General features: G+C 38.5%; 13 protein-coding genes and 1 other RNA gene. 3 read left to right on the forward strand and 11 right to left on the reverse strand.

The features are described from left to right. Window positions 1-119: 119 nt before the first annotated feature. Window positions 120-1,430, reverse strand: a complete 1,311-nt coding sequence (locus tag AN957_RS23530; RefSeq protein WP_172797674.1) for a helix-turn-helix domain-containing protein — start codon at window positions 1,428-1,430, stop codon at window positions 120-122. 206 nt (window positions 1,431-1,636) lie between these two features. Between AN957_RS23530 and AN957_RS23535 the strand changes: the two genes are divergently transcribed. Both AN957_RS23535 and AN957_RS23540 read left to right on the forward strand, forming a co-directional pair. Further along, window positions 1,637-1,834 (forward strand): helix-turn-helix domain-containing protein, encoded by a 198-nt coding sequence (locus tag AN957_RS23535; RefSeq protein WP_056686382.1) that lies wholly within the window; start codon window positions 1,637-1,639, stop codon window positions 1,832-1,834. A gap of 546 nt (window positions 1,835-2,380) precedes the next feature. Then, on the forward strand, window positions 2,381-3,607 hold the full coding sequence (locus AN957_RS23540) for a PIN domain-containing protein (RefSeq protein WP_056686384.1): 1,227 nt from the start codon (window positions 2,381-2,383) through the stop codon (window positions 3,605-3,607). Between the two features lie 245 nt (window positions 3,608-3,852). Here the strand turns inward: AN957_RS23540 and AN957_RS27470 are convergent. The 6 genes from AN957_RS27470 to secG all read right to left on the reverse strand — a co-directional run bounded on the left by AN957_RS27470 (window position 3,853) and on the right by secG (window position 10,391). Next, a protein-coding gene (locus AN957_RS27470) for an IS3 family transposase (RefSeq protein WP_156341160.1) occupies window positions 3,853-5,210 on the reverse strand; the annotation gives its coding sequence in 2 pieces (ribosomal slippage) (window positions 3,853-4,757 and window positions 4,757-5,210; 1,359 coding nt in all). A 268-nt stretch (window positions 5,211-5,478) separates the two neighbouring features. Then, window positions 5,479-5,838, reverse strand: a transfer-messenger RNA (tmRNA) gene (ssrA, locus tag AN957_RS27205). Between the two features lie 149 nt (window positions 5,839-5,987). Then, window positions 5,988-6,455: an SsrA-binding protein SmpB gene (gene smpB, locus AN957_RS23555; RefSeq protein ID WP_053477637.1), complete on the reverse strand. Its 468-nt coding sequence runs from the start codon at window positions 6,453-6,455 to the stop codon at window positions 5,988-5,990. A gap of 474 nt (window positions 6,456-6,929) precedes the next feature. After that, complete coding sequence (rnr, locus tag AN957_RS23560; protein WP_056686399.1) at window positions 6,930-9,278, reverse strand: ribonuclease R; 2,349 nt, start codon at window positions 9,276-9,278, stop codon at window positions 6,930-6,932. A gap of 21 nt (window positions 9,279-9,299) precedes the next feature. Continuing rightward, window positions 9,300-10,046: an alpha/beta hydrolase gene (locus AN957_RS23565; protein ID WP_053477635.1), complete on the reverse strand. Its 747-nt coding sequence runs from the start codon at window positions 10,044-10,046 to the stop codon at window positions 9,300-9,302. 111 nt (window positions 10,047-10,157) lie between these two features. Further along, complete coding sequence (gene secG, locus AN957_RS23570) at window positions 10,158-10,391, reverse strand: preprotein translocase subunit SecG (RefSeq protein WP_053477634.1); 234 nt, start codon at window positions 10,389-10,391, stop codon at window positions 10,158-10,160. A gap of 150 nt (window positions 10,392-10,541) precedes the next feature. Between secG and AN957_RS23575 the strand changes: the two genes are divergently transcribed. Next, on the forward strand, window positions 10,542-11,501 hold the full coding sequence (locus AN957_RS23575; RefSeq protein ID WP_056686402.1) for a nuclease-related domain-containing protein: 960 nt from the start codon (window positions 10,542-10,544) through the stop codon (window positions 11,499-11,501). Between the two features lie 155 nt (window positions 11,502-11,656). Here AN957_RS23575 and eno read toward each other — a convergent pair whose 3' ends face one another. The 4 genes from eno to AN957_RS23595 form a co-directional block, all read right to left on the reverse strand. Beyond that, on the reverse strand, window positions 11,657-12,952 hold the full coding sequence (gene eno / locus AN957_RS23580; RefSeq protein ID WP_053477632.1) for a phosphopyruvate hydratase: 1,296 nt from the start codon (window positions 12,950-12,952) through the stop codon (window positions 11,657-11,659). A 25-nt stretch (window positions 12,953-12,977) separates the two neighbouring features. Beyond that, window positions 12,978-14,513 (reverse strand): 2,3-bisphosphoglycerate-independent phosphoglycerate mutase, encoded by a 1,536-nt coding sequence (gpmI, locus tag AN957_RS23585; protein WP_056686405.1) that lies wholly within the window; start codon window positions 14,511-14,513, stop codon window positions 12,978-12,980. After that, entirely contained in the window at window positions 14,506-15,255 is a 750-nt protein-coding gene (gene tpiA, locus AN957_RS23590; protein WP_053477630.1) for a triose-phosphate isomerase, read from the reverse strand. The genes gpmI and tpiA overlap by 8 nt, the downstream gene beginning before the upstream one ends. 286 nt (window positions 15,256-15,541) lie before the next feature. Beyond that, entirely contained in the window at window positions 15,542-16,726 is a 1,185-nt protein-coding gene (locus AN957_RS23595; protein WP_056686408.1) for a phosphoglycerate kinase, read from the reverse strand. Window positions 16,727-16,871: the final 145 nt, after the last annotated feature.

A 16,871-nucleotide genomic window follows, 5' to 3' on the forward strand; every position in this document is an offset into this window, starting at 1 on the left:
TTTTTCACTAAAGCGCTTGTATAAAACTGATAAAATTCTTTTCTTTCAATTTCACCTTTGCTTGAAGATTAATGTTTTTAACCTTATGAAATTACTTCCACAATCTTATTGTATAAAAATCAAATATTTCTTGGATATTCAATACCAGTTAGTTCTTTCCAAATAATTGCAACTTCTTTTTCTTTTATTAAGTACTTATGTTCTAATAAGGACTCTACCTGCCTTCTACTCGGATACATATCGTCTTTAATAAGGCAGGTAATAGCTACTTCTACTTTATTTTTTATCAGAGTGTACCTTTGTTTCTTTTTTTCTCTAACAAATTTCAAGTAATTTTGCTTTATAATTTCACACTCTACAGGGTATTGTTTAGATAAAAGCCTTCTATCACAACCAACTATAATTGCCAATTTAGTTAAAGACATAGGAACATTTTGCTTTATTATCATATGTATTTTTTGTTTTATAACTGAATGATCCTTTTTTCTAGTTAATGGAACTGATTTAACTTCTCCCCTACACTTCAAAAATCCCCTATCGAACAACGGTAATTCTGTCATATCAAGGAATTCACATATGCTTAAATTTAGATAAATACAAATTTCTATTAATGATCCTAAGGGAGGTAAACTCTTACCTTTAATCCATCCCCAAAGAGTAGTCTTGGGTATACCAATCTCTTCTGCTGCAAGACTTATTGATCCCTCAAAATATTGTTCGACATAGTAAGTTAATGCTTTAGGTATTCCATTTTCCCCAGTCTTTTTAATATATTCTGGCGTATTGATTAGCATATTTCCTATAATAAACTCTTTCTTACTGCAATCAGAGTAAATATAATTTGTTTCTATTCCGAGCCAATCAGAACATTTTGAACAATATCCGGGCCTTGACTTTCTTTCTAAAAAAAACATTTCAGAATTACATTTTGGGCAAATATTCATAAGTTCAATGTTATGAATTAAACAATAATTGTACGGTTGTATACTCCAGACCAATTGATCATACACTATTTGATTATTTTCTAATTGTTCTCGATAGCAACATGGGCACCAATGTCTTTTTTTCTTACTCAGTCCCCTGGTTGTAAATATGGAACTCCAAGAAAGCAATGTAGTCTCTCTTATATCTTGTCTTGAAGTGAGGAATGAAAAAATCTCTACAAATTCTTCTGCTAATAATCCAATCCCATTTACGCTACTGGTTGATTTATAAAAACCATCACCTCCTTTTTTAGCAATGTTGTTAAGATAGTTTTTATTCAAAATGGGTATTATTATCTTCGAAAACAAATCACCTACTGATACACAGTGCATTTCCGCAATACGCGCAATATAACTATTCAAACTTTCAACAAATGGTGTGCCTAATTTTTCGGGGGTTATATTATATAAAAAAGATCTATCCTTTAAGTTATTAATTGTTAACACCACCTTTTTGGGTATTATTAGCAATTAATAAAATATAATCCATTACCAACAAAAAATTAACATCCATTATCATACAATGGTGCAGAAAGACAATTTTTTATTTAAAATAAATAGATGGGTTATCTGATTATAGATATATCTATAATATAGTTATATCTATAATTATTTCAACCCATTTCGAAAAACTTTTTAAGGAGGAATAAATAATGACGGTGGGTGAGAGATTAAAAAGTCTTAGGATCACACAGAACCTTTCCCAAGCTGAATTTGCTAATAGTATTGGCATTAAGCAAAGTTCACTAAGCCATATTGAAAAGGGAACTACTAAGCCATCGATTGACACTATACTTGCTGCAAGTAAAGAATATGGGGTAACTACTGATTGGTTATTAAAAGGTCAGTAACGGTAAGGTAAATGTTTAATCCAAAAGACCAAGGTAAATATGAATGAATCAAAGTAGTTTGGCTTTTTTAATTAGGTAGCTTAAGAGGACTGGACTCGGTATTGAACTGGGTTCAGTTATTTTAGTTTTGCTAATTGTGTTTTTTCTTTATGAGCTAGGGGGGCAGAAAAGTAGATGAGGGAAATTTATGTCATAATGGCGAACTATTAAATATACAGGAAAATAGTTAGGGTCTCTTACTCTACTAACGGTTCAAAGTATAAATTAAAACTGCTTAGATGTATTTGGCAATTAATTAAATGTTGTTTACAGCAATATATTTTTTGAATTGAAAACAAGGCTTTATATATCTATGCATAAAATCTTGTATAAAAAGCCTTATATAAAATAAATGCTTATTTAATTAAAGTGCCCGATTGCTGAACAAGGAAAAATTCTACATTATCACATCAGGATTTTTGATCAAACTTGAATATGAACTCCTTAATCAATCTTCAACAAGATATAATAGTAGGTAGATAGTTATGGAAATGAGGTAGCAATAAAATGAATATCTTTTTGGATTCAAACGCATTTTACAAAGATCCATTCCTTATAAAAGGGAAAAATCGAATACTCCTAAGTTTAGCAAAACATGATGATGTTAAAATATATATAAATGATACAGTATATGAGGAAATTTTTAGAGCACATAAAAACCTCTTAGAAAAAGAAATTAATATTATAAGTGAGTCATTTGCTAAAATTAATACATTTTTAGAAATTGCAATGCAAAAATTTGAAATTGATGTAGACTTGGACGTGGTATTACAGGTTTTCTCCTCAAGGTTCGTTGAAATACAAGATGCAGAACAAATGGAGATAATTCCGTATGATGGTGATGTATTGAAATATATTGTAGAGATTGATATGTATGAAAAAGCTCCATTTATAACGAAAACGGAAATGAAAAATAATAAGGATCAAAAAATAACGATAACTAAAAAAGAAATAAGGGATGCTATTATTTGGTGTTCTTATCAAGTCTACATAAAAAAAAACAATTTAGATGATTGCTATTTTATTTCTAACAATACTAGAGAATTTGGGGATGATGAAGCGAAAAAAAGCCCAGTAGAGCAGCCTTATAATTTGCACCCAAAAATCAGTAATAATAATCTGATCGCATACAAAACTGTCCATGATTTTCTTGTACATAATGATGAAAAGGTAAAGGATTTATTTTATGAATTACATTCAATTGAATTGTCTGAAAAATTGTTTGATAAACTTTATGAAGAATTAAATGAAGGGTTAGCGGAAGAGTTAGTTACCAAATTATTCACGGAAGAAATTATTTCTGAAGCTCAACAACATCTGTCAGATTTTCAAACCAATGATATACATGATGATTATTATATGGGTGGATATGTTTCCCCATCTATGTACGGGCAGGTGAATAATATCCAATTAATTGAAGTTGATATATATGGAGGTAACATCACTGTTGCAGTTGATCTTGAAGTGGAGATGGATGTAGAGGTTTACTTGTATAATCCAGCCCATGATGACAGAAATGATAAATTCTATCATGCAGCAACTGATACAATGGAAGTTCAAGAAAGTGTTATATTCCTTATTCCTATTAATGTAGATAACGAATTAGACGAGGATACATTCTCTTTGAAAGAATATATTAAAGGAACTGAAGTCGGCAATCTAAATGTTGATATAATTGCTACAAAAAACATTGATCATACAGATATGTTCCGTGAATATGAATATGAGTACTAATTAATGAGTGCTAAATAAAGTTTTAATCTAGAGAAGCCGATTTCACTCTAAACATGAAATCGGCTTCTCTTCTTCTTTCTATTTTTTTACTATTCCGAGACGTGAGATTAAGTAAAAACTCTCACAATTTCTTTTTACCAATCACTTTTCTTCAATAAAGTTATTCCACAATTTGGTCCGATTGTGGAATAAGAAAAAATCCTGCTTTGTGAAGTGACCCCTAAAAGTTAGACACGGTTATCTCATTAGGCAGCGGATTGGGTATGAGTCCGATATTGTATCGGACTCATGCCTTTTAATTTAGCCTTAATTCGTTTGTTGTTATAGTACTCGATATATTTTTCTAGTTCTAGTTTAAAATGTTCTACACTTTCAAATTCTTTCAAATAGAGAAACTCTGATTTCATGATACCAAAGAAATTCTCCATAACGGAATTATCATAACAGTTTCCCTTACGGGACTTACTCTGGGTGATTCCTCTTTTTTGTAAAGCCTGACGATATTTCTTCATTTGATACTGCCAACCTTGATCTGAGTGCATAAGTAGCTGGTGATCTTCCGGCAACCGTTCTAGTACTTGTTCCAGCATCGTTGATACGAGAGAGTACGTTGGTCTAGAGCCAATCGTGTATGTGATAATCTCCCCATTGAATAAATCTAATACAGGTGAAAAGTAAAGCTTCTCTCCAAATAATTTAAACTCTGTAATATCCGTTACCCATTTCTCATTCGGATGATCCGCTCTAAATTGACGATCTAAAATATTGGGCGCAATTTTACCTACTGCCCCTTTATAAGATTTATATTTTTTCATGCGTACAAGGCATTTTAAACCTAATTCCTTCATGATTCTTTGTACTTTTTTATGATTCACTTTTTTACCACGATTCGCTAATTCATCACGAATTCGACGGTATCCATAACGACCTTCATGTTCGTCATAAATAGCGCTTATTTCGATTTTTAAATCGGCATCTGGATCGGGTTTATCCATTTGTTTTACATAATAATAGTATGTGCTTCTATGGATCCCAGCTAGCTTCACTAATTCTATCACCGGAAACTCATGCCTTAATTCATAGACTACTTGCGCTTTGTCTTGTTTGGTGATTTTTCCTTGTTTTGAACTAAGGCATTCAACTTTTTTAAATACGCATTTTCCATTTCAAGCTGCTTAATACGTGCTTCCAGAGCTTCGACAGATCCTTCGGCTGGTAATTGATTTGTTTGTTTCATAGACTCTTTTTTCATGGATAGACATCCTTTCTTCTTGGATTGAAGGGCATCTAATCCTTGTGTTTCAAATTGCTTTTTCCAAACAAGAATTGTGGACGGTGCCGCTATATTAAAGATAGCAGCTGTTTCAACAAAGAACGTACCGTGTTCAATCATATAATTTAGTACGTCTAGTTTAAACTGTTGTGTGTAATTTGTATATCGCTTTATAAATGCATCAACACCATTGTATTCGTATTGTTTAACCCATTTAAGAATTGCCTTATGATTAGTTCCTAAAGATTTGGCTATTTCATATGAACTCTCATTTCCATTTAAGTAACGACTAACTGCTTGTACTTTGTCTTCTGAAGTAAATTTAGCCATATAAAAACTGCACCTCCAATTGTTAGTTGGTGTCTAACAATTGGGGTGCAGCTCAATATTAACACAGGATTTTTGATCAAACTTTTTATAAACTTCGCGACTATATATAAAATCTACAAAAGGAGGTAAAGATTTAACTTACAGTTCTTTCTTCTATATTAAATTTATTGAAGCATATATTTGCCAAAAGTTTTTTGAAGCATAAAGTTGCCAAAGCGGCAATATTATGGTTCAAGTCACAAAAATAAAAAACCACCAAATATGTATTTGGTGGAGACGGAGGGAGTCGAACCCTCGTCCAGAAACATCGGCACTTAAGCTTCTACGAGTGTAGTCGACATATTCATGATTCGCTGAACCCTTCTGCCTATCGACAGGCGTCCAGTCAGCTAGTCTGGTTGTTCTCTTCCTTCTTCCTCAGACGGTGGAATCCGGCGTAGCCCACTTAGAGTGAGTCCGTTACCCTACCACATGGGCAATGGAGGGACGAACCGCTAAGCGCTATTAAGCAGCTAAAGCGAAGTTGTTTTGTTGTTTGCCAGTTATAGGCTTTGACGTTTTAACGAGGCCGATCCCCTCGACTCGCAACCTAAGCTCGAACTATCCCTGTCGAATCCGTAGCGTCCCCATTGTAATAGGTCTGCGTCGAATCTCATTCTGCACGCTGACGACATCCGGAATGCTCAAGTAGCTGAGCTAAAGATTGTTAATGTCACTCGCTTTGACAATTATTATTATAGCATATATAACTACAAATTCAATTGTAAATTTTTGTAATTACATTTTTTGTCTTTCTCTGAAAGCACGCTCCACTTCACGTTTGGCTTCTTTCTTTTTCAGATCCTCACGCTTGTCGTATTTCTTTTTCCCTTTTGCGAGACCGATTAAAACCTTTGCGTATCCATTTTTCAAATAAAGCTTTAATGGGACAAGTGAGTAGCCAATTTCTTTCGTTTCTCCAATTAGTTTGCTAATTTCTTTATTATGAAGAAGCAGCTTTCTTTCTCGAAGCGGATCATGGTTGTAGCGGTTGCCCTGCTCATATGGACTGACGTGCATCCCAATTAAAAAAACTTCCCCTTTTTCAATTCTTGCATAGGAATCTTTCAAATTAACTTTCCCTTGTCTAATTGATTTAATTTCTGTTCCCTGCAGGACAATTCCAGCTTCGTAGGTTTCTTCTATTGAAAAGTCATGATAAGCTTTTTTATTTTGCGCGATCATTTTCCCTGCGCCTTTTGGCATTGCATTTCCCCCTTACTTCTTCTAATCTGTCAGTACTTTTGGGGGCTGTCAGATAGAATTCGTTTTCTATATTGTACCAAAAAAATAGAGACTGCTCAATGAAGAGCCTTTCCCACATAAGACAAAGACTGTTTTCTTCTCAGCTATCATTTCCTATTTATTCTATAAAAACTTGTTTTAGTGACCCGTTTTTACTTTTATTTCCATATTCAAGCTCTTTCTTTTGCTTTGGAACCGGTATTTACCAAATTAACCCACTTCCAGGCTCTAAACTCTACTTTCATGCCCTCATTTACCTTTTTTACCCATTTACAGGCTCTAACCTTCATTATAGTAACCTGATTTTACTTTTATTACCACATTAGGGCTCTAATTCACTGCATCCACTTATTTCCACATATTGTTTACTCTAGCTGACTCCTATCCAAAAGTTTGGCCAAATCCATTTTCGTGATTTGGCCAATGCTGAGCTAGTTAGCGTTTCTTATTTTTACGCTTTGCCTTTGGCGCATTTTCGTAATACTTTCTACTCTTTTTTGGTTTTTTCTTTCCATCGCTAGCGCCAGAGTCTGTACGATTACGACTTCCTGCACTTTGTTCGGATTTGCCTTTACGTGGCTTGCGCTCACTGCTGCCTGTTCGGAAAATCTTTGGTTTGTCACTTGTTTCTTGTCTGCGTGTTCCTTTCATGCCGACAATTTCAAAGTCAATTGAACGCTCTTCTTTATTCACTTTTACAACACGGACAGTAATTTCATCGCCAATGCGGAACACGTTGCCCGTCCGTTCGCCAATCATCGCTAGATGGCGCTCATCGTAACGATAATAATCATCGGTCATATAGCTTACGTGGATGAGACCTTCAATTGTATTCGGCAACTCAACAAACATTCCAAAGTTTGTCACAGAGCTAATCATCCCGTCGTATTCCTCGCCAATTTTATCTTCCATGTATTCGGCTTTTTTCAGCTCATCCGTTTCCCGTTCTGCCTCGACTGCTCTCCGCTCCATATTTGAAGAGTGCTCAGCAATATCAGGAAGCTGTGCATTCCATTTTTCCCTTGTAGCTTGGTCGAGCTTGCCTTCAATTAAATACGTACGGATCAATCGGTGCACAATTAAATCTGGGTACCGGCGGATCGGCGATGTGAAATGTGTATAAAATTCTGTTGATAATCCAAAGTGACCCAAGCTTTCTGGATCGTATTTTGCCTGTTGCATCGAGCGAAGCATAACCGTAGAAACAACCATTTCCTCTGGCTTGCCCTGGACTTCCTCAATAATTTCCTGCAAGGCACGCGGATGAACAGCATTCGCTGTTCCTCTCACGATATAACCGAAATTGATGATAAATTCAAAGAATCTTCTTAGCTTATCTTCCTTCGGATCCTCGTGGATTCGATAGATAAATGGTACCTCCATCCAATGAAAATGCTCGGCTACCGTTTCATTTGCTGCTAGCATGAATTCTTCGATTAACCTTTCAGCAACTGAACGTTCACGAATAACAACATCATTTGGCTTGCCTTCCTCATCAACAATCACTTTTGCCTCTTTAAAATCGAAGTCAATCGCTCCACGCTTCATTCGCTTATTTCGTAAAATTTGTGCGAGCTCTTCCATTAACTGAAACATTGGTACAAGTGGCTCATAACGGTTCATGAGCTCCTCATCTTGGTCCTCGAGAATTTTATTCACATCCGAATAAGTCATTCGCTCCGTTGTTTTAATCACACTTTGGAAAATTTCATGCGAAACGACCTCTCCACTAGGAGCTATTTCCATTTCACATGAAAGTGTTAGCCTGTCAACCTTCGGATTCAATGAGCAGATCCCATTGGACAAGCGATGAGGAATCATTGGAATAACGCGATCAACTAAATAAATACTTGTTGCGCGCTCTTCTGCTTCACGGTCAATCGGTGAATCCTCACGAACATAATGGGTAACATCTGCGATATGTACACCAAGTTTGTAGTTGCCATTTTCAAGCTTCGTGACAGTAACAGCGTCATCCAAATCCTTAGCGTCTGCCCCATCAATCGTGACGATTGTTTGATCCCTTAAATCCCGGCGGTTTGCCAGATCATTTGGATCAATTGTTTCAGGCGTGTTTGTTGCCTGTTCAAGTACTTCATCCGGAAACTCCATTGGCAGACCATGCTTATGGATAACAGAAAGAATATCAACACCTGGATCGTTTTTATGACCGAGGATTTGTACGACTTCCCCTTCTGCACTTTTTCTTCCTTCCGGATAAGTTGTCAGCTTAACGACTACTTTATGACCTTCAACTGCGCCAAGAGAAGCTGCTTTCGGGATGAATATATCACTGGTGAATTTCTTATCATCAGGAAGCACAAATCCAAAATTTTTACTTTCTGTATATGTCCCGACAATCTGCGTGATTCCACGCTCTAAAACGCGTATAACAGTGCCTTCTCGTCTCTGGCCAGATGTCTCTGAACTAACACGTGCAAGAACGATATCTCCGTGCATCGCGTTATTCGTTTCATTTGGCGGGATAAAAATATCATCCATTCCCGGCTCATCTGGAATGACAAAGGCAAAGCCTTTAGCATGCCCAGTTAACTTCCCGCGTATGAGATTCATCTTCTCTGGCAGGCCGTACCGATTGCTTCTTGTTCGTACAACGAGACCTTTTTCCTCCATCATCACAAGCGCTTTTACAAAATCTTTAAAATCGGAAGAATCCTCAATTCCAAATGCGGATTCCATTTCCTGTACGGTAAGCGGCTTATAAGCCTCATCCTTCATATAGTACAGGAGCTTATCTATAATTTGTTGGATATTATTTTCCATTCAATATCCCCTCCTTTTCTTCTATTCTTCCCAATCTAGCTTTTCTAAAAACTGAAACACATCTTCATGAAGCTGATCTCGTTCTTTATCAAGCGTAATTACGTGTCCTGATTCCTCAAACCATTTGATTTCTTTCAAATCTGACTCCACTTCATTATAAATAATGTTCGCGCTGTCCGTATTGATCATATGATCCTCTCTTGCTTGAACAACGAAAGTTGGAGAATAAATCATATCCACATGATTGCGAACATCAGCAATTAATTCTTGAAGTGCTTTTAATGTATTCATCGGTGTTTTTTGAAATTCAGCCATCTCTTGTTCTATTTGCACCTCAGTTTTCCCTTCTAGCTGCTTATATTGTTGGGCATACTGAAGAATCCCTTCATACATCACTTCTTCACTCTTAATATGCATCGGTGCACACATGGGGATAATTCCCTTAACAGGTACAGTGTAACCTAATTTCAAGGAAAATACGCCTCCCAATGATAGTCCTGCCACAGCAATTTCTTGATGACCCTTATTTTTCAAGTATTCATAGCCATCCATGACGTCTTTCCACCAGTCTTCTGGCCCCGTATGAACAAGCTCCTCTGGCGGCACACCATGCCCTTTGTATTGCGGTGCATGGCATGTATAGCCTTTCCCTTCTAAAAAACGGCCCATCATGCGTACATCCGCTGTATTTCCTGTAAAACCGTGCAGCAACAGCACCGCTCGCTTCCCATTACCAAAAGTAAACGGCTTCGGTGTAACAATTTTCATCTATATGATACCCCTTTTTATGTAAAATTCGTTTAATCAAACGTTTGATTAATAGTTATTTTTAACAAAGCAAACGAAAAAAACCTGACCTAATGAAGGCCAGGCAATTTTTTATAACGCGAAATAGGATACTCCAATAGTTAAAATAAAGAATAGGACTGCAAGAACAATTGTAATACGGTGAAGAATCAGATCCAGCCCGCGTGCTTTTTGTTTTCCAAAAAGCTGTTCTGCTCCCCCAGAAATGGCACCGGATAAACCAGCACTTTTACCTGATTGCAGAAGTACGACAACAATAAGTCCGACAGATACAATAACCAATAGCGTGATTAATAGTGCATGCATAAAAGCCCACCTCCTGAAACGAACCTTTTACAGTATCACTAATTTTATCATAGTTGTGTTTTATTGGCAATAGAATTCAGAATTTGGTCATAGTTCGTAGAAGGAATGGTTCTACTCGAGATCGAATTTATCGGGAAAGGAGTGATTATTTTGATTGTAAAAGAGTTATCGAAACCAAGCAGCATTTTAAAATTGGAGGCATTAATGCGGCGTATACCTATAGATCATGCCAAATATGCCGAGATAAAGGAGGATTTAAGAAAAAGATTAGCTGGTTATAACGGGGAACGAGCATTATCCTACTACTTAGATTTCCTCCCGGATAAAGATTACTTTATTTTTCATGATTTGTGTCTTCCTAATGGTCCTCACCATTTTCAAATCGATTATCTAGTCCTCAGCCGCCATCTAGCTTTTATCCTCGAATGCAAGAATTTCTACGGTACACTGCTTCTTGAAGATTCGTTTAACCAACTTATTCGCACAGCTAATGATAAAGAAGAGGGCTTCCAAAATCCCATTTCTCAAACCAAATGGCATCAGCAGCAATTAAGCACATTTCTCAACAGTTATGGCTACTCTCAGATTCCCATCGATTATTTAGTTGCTTTCAGCAGCCCCTCAACCATTTTAAAAACCAATTCTCGCAGTCAATCACTTTTGAAAAGGATCGTGCATGGATATAATCTGCTAGATCGTCTAAATGAAATTGGAAAGGCGTATAAAAAAGATGTAATTGAAATGAAGCACTTGCGGAAACTGTGTAAATTGCTTTTAAAAAGCCATGTTCCAAGTGATCAGAATATTTCGCAGAAATACGTATTGACTAAATCAGATGTGAAAACAGGGGTGCAGTGTCCAAATTGCCTATCATTTGGGATGGTTCGCTTACGGAAAAAATGGTTTTGTGAAAAATGTGGGTGTTTTGATAAAAATGCACATGTTGAGGCAGTAAAAGATTACTTTCTCTCATTAAATTCAACGATGTCTAACAAGCAATTTCGTGAATTTACTCATTTATCATCCGTAGATATGGCATCCAAGCTGCTTATGCGAATGAATCTGCCAAGTTCAGGGGCTAACAAAGGGAGAGTATACCATCCTCAGTGAGATATTCGCCGTCAGATTGATTTTATTGGACAAAAAAATGATATATTCGCCGTCAGCCACATTATATTGGACAAAAATGAAATATATTCGCCGTTACCCCAATTATATTCGCCAAACCACCAAAAGGGGCGGCCACAATGGCCGCCCTGACAAACTTATTTCTTCAAATTATAGAAAGACTTCAATCCATCATAAACCGCTAAATCCCCAAGCTCATCCTCGATGCGAAGAAGCTGGTTGTATTTTGCGATACGATCAGTACGGGACATAGATCCTGTCTTGATTTGGCCTGCATTTGTTGCAACAGCGATGTCAGCAATAGTTGCATCTTCTGTTTCACCAGAACGATGAGAAACGACAGCCGTATAGCCTGCACGCTTCGCCATTTCGATGGCATCAAATGTTTCTGTTAACGTACCGATTTGGTTTACTTTGATAAGGATTGAGTTGCCAACGCCTTGCTCAATTCCCTGTGCTAATTTCTTTGTATTTGTAACGAATAGGTCATCCCCAACAAGCTGTACTTTTCCGCCGATCCGTTCAGTAAGAAGCTTGTGGCCCTCCCAGTCGTTTTCATCTAAGCCGTCTTCAATCGAGATGATCGGGAATTCATTCACAAGCTCTTCGTAGAAGTTAACCATATCTTCTGAAGTTAAGCCTGTGCGGCCTTCACCTGCAAGATCGTATTTGCCAGTTTCTTTGTTAAAGAACTCGGATGAAGCAACATCCATTGCAAGGTAAATGTCTTTGCCCGCTTCGTAGCCAGCATTGGAAATTGCCTCAATAATAACCTCTAATGCTTCACGGTTTGAACCAAGGTTTGGAGCGAATCCGCCTTCATCACCTACAGCTGTATTCAAGCCTTTGCCAGATAAAACTTTCTTCAAAGAATGGAATACTTCCGCACCCATGCGGATCGCTTCTTTAAAAGTAGGCGCGCCTACAGGCATAATCATGAATTCTTGGAAATCCACGTTATTATCAGCATGAGATCCACCATTAATAATGTTCATCATTGGTGTTGGAAGCTGCTTCGCATTGAATCCGCCAAGGTAACGGTACAAAGGAAGACCTACAGACTCAGCAGCTGCATGTGCACATGCCATTGAAACACCAAGGATTGCATTGGCACCAAGTTTGCCTTTGTTTTCTGTTCCATCTAATTCGATCATCGTGCGGTCGATGCCGACTTGATCCGTTACATCCATACCGATTACAACGTCAGCAATTAAGTTATTTACGTTGTCTACTGCTTTTTGAACACCTTTTCCAAGGTAGCGTGACTTGTCGCCATCACGAAGCTCAACTGCTTCGTATTCACCAGTTGATGCACCAGATGGAACCATTGCACGGCCAAAGAATCCTGATTCTGTTAACACTTCTACTTCAACTGTTGGGTTTCCGCGAGAATCTAAAACTTCACGAGCATATACATGTTGGATAAATGGCATATTTATTCTCTCCTTTAAATTCAACTTATTTTTTTATTAATGTTGTTCCTGTCATTTCAGCTGGTTTTTCAAGTCCAAGAAGATCCAGCACGGTTGGCGCAAGATCACCAAGAATGCCGTCTTCTCGAAGTTTTACACCATTTTCCGTAATAATCACAGGTACCGGATTGGTCGTATGGGCGGTCATCGGCTGCCCATCTAACGTAACAACTTCATCCGCATTCCCGTGGTCAGCAGTAATAATTGCTTTTCCACCTTTTTTAACGATGAGATCAACAATTTTCCCAAGGCATTCGTCAACAGTCTCTACCGCCTTAATGGTAGGCTCAAGCATCCCAGAATGGCCGACCATATCAGGATTAGCAAAGTTAAGAATAATCGCATCCTGCTGGTCCGCTTCGATTTCCTTTAGTAAGGCATCCGTCACTTCGTATGCACTCATTTCTGGCTTTAAATCATATGTAGCGACCTTTGGGGAGTTGATTAAAATCCGCTTTTCACCTGGAAATTCCGCTTCACGTCCCCCGCTCATAAAAAAGGTGACATGCGGATATTTCTCAGTTTCTGCAATTCGCAGCTGTTTTAAGCCATTTTGGGATAGTACCTCGCCAAGTGTATTATCCAAATTGCTTGGTTCAAACGCCACATAGCCATCAACCGTTTCACTAAAATGAGTCAAGCAAACGAAAAATAGGTGATCAGGATGCTTTGACCCTCTATCGAACGAACGGAAATCTTTATTTGTAAACGTGTTTGATATTTGGATTGCCCGATCCGGTCGGAAGTTATAGAAAATAACAGCATCATTATCCTGAATGGTTGCAACAGGCTCCCCATTTTCTCTAGTAATTACTGATGGAATGACGAACTCATCAAAAATCCCATGCCGATAGTTATCCTCTACTAAATCAATCGCATTCGAATAGGTTGGGCCATCCCCGTAAACCATCGAGCGGTATGATTTTTCTACACGCTCCCATCGCTTATCCCGATCCATAGAGTAGTAACGGCCAGAAATCGTCGCAAATTCACCGACACCATATTCCTTCATTTTTTCCTCAGCTGCTTTTATATACCCTTCAGCCGTTTGTGGTCCCACATCCCGTCCATCTAAAAACCCATGAACATAGACGTTTTTAACGCCCTCTTCTGCCGCTAAATGAAGCAGCGCATAAAGGTGATTAATATGGCTGTGGACGCCTCCATCTGAAAGTAAGCCCATCAAATGAAGATTTGTCCCATTTTCTTTTACATGGTTAATAGCCTTTAAAAAGGTTTCATTCTTCTCAAACTTGCCTTCACGAATCGCCACATTTACTCTTGTCAGGCTTTGATAAACCACACGACCAGCACCAATATTCAGGTGTCCAACCTCTGAGTTCCCCATTTGTCCTTCAGGCAAACCGACCGCTTCCCCGCAAGCTGTTAAGGTCGCATGAGGAAACTCATTCCAATAACGGTCAAAGTTTGGCTTCTTCGCATGAGATACTGCATTTCCCTTTTGCACATTTCTTAACCCGAAGCCATCTAGGATGATTAATGCAACAGGTGATTTACTCATATTGCCCTGCCTCCAATAATTGCAGGAACGATTGTGCTTCTAAGCTAGCGCCTCCTACTAAAGCGCCATCGATATCAGGCTGAGACATATATTCTTTAATATTTCCAGGCTTCACACTGCCGCCATATTGAATTCGGACAGCATCTGCTACAGCTTGAGAAAATTGCTCCTTCACCACTTGGCGAATATGTGCACATACTTCATTTGCATCTTCAGCAGTAGAAGATTTTCCTGTGCCAATTGCCCAGATTGGTTCATACGCAATAACCGTTTGTTTCACTTGTTCCTCAGTTAAGCCTTGCAATGCCTTTTCTATTTGTGAGCCTACAAATGCCATTGTTTCGCCATTCTCCCGTTGTTCAAGCGTTTCTCCACAGCATACAATCGGAGTTAGGTTGTGCTTGAAAGCTGCCAATGTTTTTTTGTTCACTGCATCATCTGTTTCATTAAACATTTCACGGCGTTCAGAATGACCGAGAATCACATATTTTACACCAATATCTTCTAGTGCCACAGGACTGATCTCCCCTGTAAAAGCACCGCTTTCTTCAAAATGCATATTTTGTGCACCAATACCTACATTAGAGCCTACTAAGCGCTCCAAAAATAAAGCTGGGGCACATATAACCGTTTCAACTTTATCCACATCTGGAATTGAGCCTTTAATTTCTCCTAAAAATGCTCTCGCCTCCGGAAGGGTTTTATGCATTTTCCAGTTTCCTGCAATGATTGGTTTACGCATAATGGTACATCCTTTCATGCAATATTTTTATTTCGCTTTTCTCTGTCCAGCTCCAGCGCCTAGACCCTCGAGGTCATTAGTCATTCCATCAAGAAGGTTAAAGTACAACCTTCCTGCTGGACTGCCTTATGCTTGTCGCCCCTGATCAAGCCGCTTCCGCTTTTCTCTGTCCAGCTCCAGCGCCTAGACCCTCGAGGTCATTAGCCGTTCCCAAGTTGAAGGCAAAGAACGCCTTCTACTTGGACCCGTCTTATGCTTGTCGGGCTAACAAGCCGCTTCCGCTTTTCTATTTATCATTCAACGCAACTACACCAGGTAAAGCCTTGCCTTCCATAAACTCTAGGGAAGCACCGCCGCCCGTGGAAATATGGCTCATGCGGTCTGCAAGATAGAATTTTTCTACAGCTGCTGCAGAGTCCCCGCCGCCAATGACGGAATATGTATCGTTAGCTTCTGCTAATGCTTCAGCCACAGCCCTTGTTCCGCCAGCAAATTTATCCCATTCAAACACACCCATCGGTCCATTCCAGATGACTAGCTTTGAATTTTGGATCACATCGCTGTAAATTTCAGCCGTTTTCGGTCCGATATCAAGCGCTTGCCAATCGGCTGGAATTTCCTCAATTGCAACCGTTTTTGTGTTTGCTTCCACGGAGAAGTCATCAGCAATGACAGCGTCAACTGGCATATAGAAGTTAACTCCCTTTTCTTGCGCTTTCTTCATAAATGATTTTGCTAAATCTATTTTATCTTCTTCTAAAAGTGATTTTCCTATTTCATGTCCATTTGCCTTTACGAACGTATAAGCCAAGCCGCCGCCAATGATTAAGTTATCTACCTTATCAAGCAGATTTTCAATCACGCCAATTTTATCCTTTACTTTTGCCCCGCCAATAATCGCTGTAAATGGGCGCTCTGGATTAGATAGAGCTTTTCCTAACACCTCTAGCTCCTTCTCCATTAAAAGTCCTGATACAGCTGGAAGATAATGAGCAATTCCCTCTGTTGAAGCATGGGCACGGTGTGCTGCTCCGAACGCATCGTTCACATAAAGATCGGCTAATTCAGCAAAAGCCTTCGCTAGCTCAGGATCATTTTTTTCCTCGCCAGGATAGAAACGAACATTTTCAAGAAGCATGACATCTCCCTCGTTCATTGTTCCTATCATTTCTTTAACCTCATCTCCATATGCTTCATCTGCTTTTTTCACTTCTTTTCCAAGAAGCTCAGACAAACGAGCTGCGACCGGTGTCAGGCGCAATTCCTCGACTGCCTGTCCCTTTGGACGTCCAAGATGACTGGCTAGAATTACTTTTGCTCCTTGGTCTGTTAAGTATTGAATCGTTGGCAGTGCAGCGCGGATTCGTGTTTCATCAGTCACTTTGCCATCTTTCATCGGTACATTGAAATCCACACGGCAAAATACCTTTTTCCCTTTTAAATCCACATCTTTAACGCTTTTTTTGTTCATCGCAAAATGACCCCCACATGTTTACAAATAAGTAGTACTTGCTTAGGCTTACACCAATGCAAAAATAATTGCGAAAACTCTTCATAGAAAAAGGAGAGGGGTTTGTTCCCCGCTCCCCTTTACCATATATCATTATAGACGTTTG

Source organism: Cytobacillus solani (assembly GCF_001420595.1).
Classification (GTDB): Bacteria; Bacillota; Bacilli; order Bacillales; family Cytobacillaceae; genus Cytobacillus; species Cytobacillus solani.

What these genes read in the sequence shown, in the direction of transcription:
- AN957_RS23535 (WP_056686382.1), top strand. Translation starts at nt 1,637, where the DNA reads ATGACGGTGGGTGAGAGATTAAAAAGTCTTAGGATCACACAGAACCTT.
- AN957_RS23540 (WP_056686384.1), top strand. Translation starts at nt 2,381, where the DNA reads ATGAATATCTTTTTGGATTCAAACGCATTTTACAAAGATCCATTCCTT.
- smpB (WP_053477637.1), bottom strand. Translation starts at nt 6,455, where the DNA reads ATGCCAAAAGGCGCAGGGAAAATGATCGCGCAAAATAAAAAAGCTTAT.
- rnr (WP_056686399.1), bottom strand. Translation starts at nt 9,278, where the DNA reads ATGGAAAATAATATCCAACAAATTATAGATAAGCTCCTGTACTATATG.
- AN957_RS23565 (WP_053477635.1), bottom strand. Translation starts at nt 10,046, where the DNA reads ATGAAAATTGTTACACCGAAGCCGTTTACTTTTGGTAATGGGAAGCGA.
- secG (WP_053477634.1), bottom strand. Translation starts at nt 10,391, where the DNA reads ATGCATGCACTATTAATCACGCTATTGGTTATTGTATCTGTCGGACTT.
- eno (WP_053477632.1), bottom strand. Translation starts at nt 12,952, where the DNA reads ATGCCATTTATCCAACATGTATATGCTCGTGAAGTTTTAGATTCTCGC.
- gpmI (WP_056686405.1), bottom strand. Translation starts at nt 14,513, where the DNA reads ATGAGTAAATCACCTGTTGCATTAATCATCCTAGATGGCTTCGGGTTA.
- tpiA (WP_053477630.1), bottom strand. Translation starts at nt 15,255, where the DNA reads ATGCGTAAACCAATCATTGCAGGAAACTGGAAAATGCATAAAACCCTT.
- AN957_RS23595 (WP_056686408.1), bottom strand. Translation starts at nt 16,726, where the DNA reads ATGAACAAAAAAAGCGTTAAAGATGTGGATTTAAAAGGGAAAAAGGTA.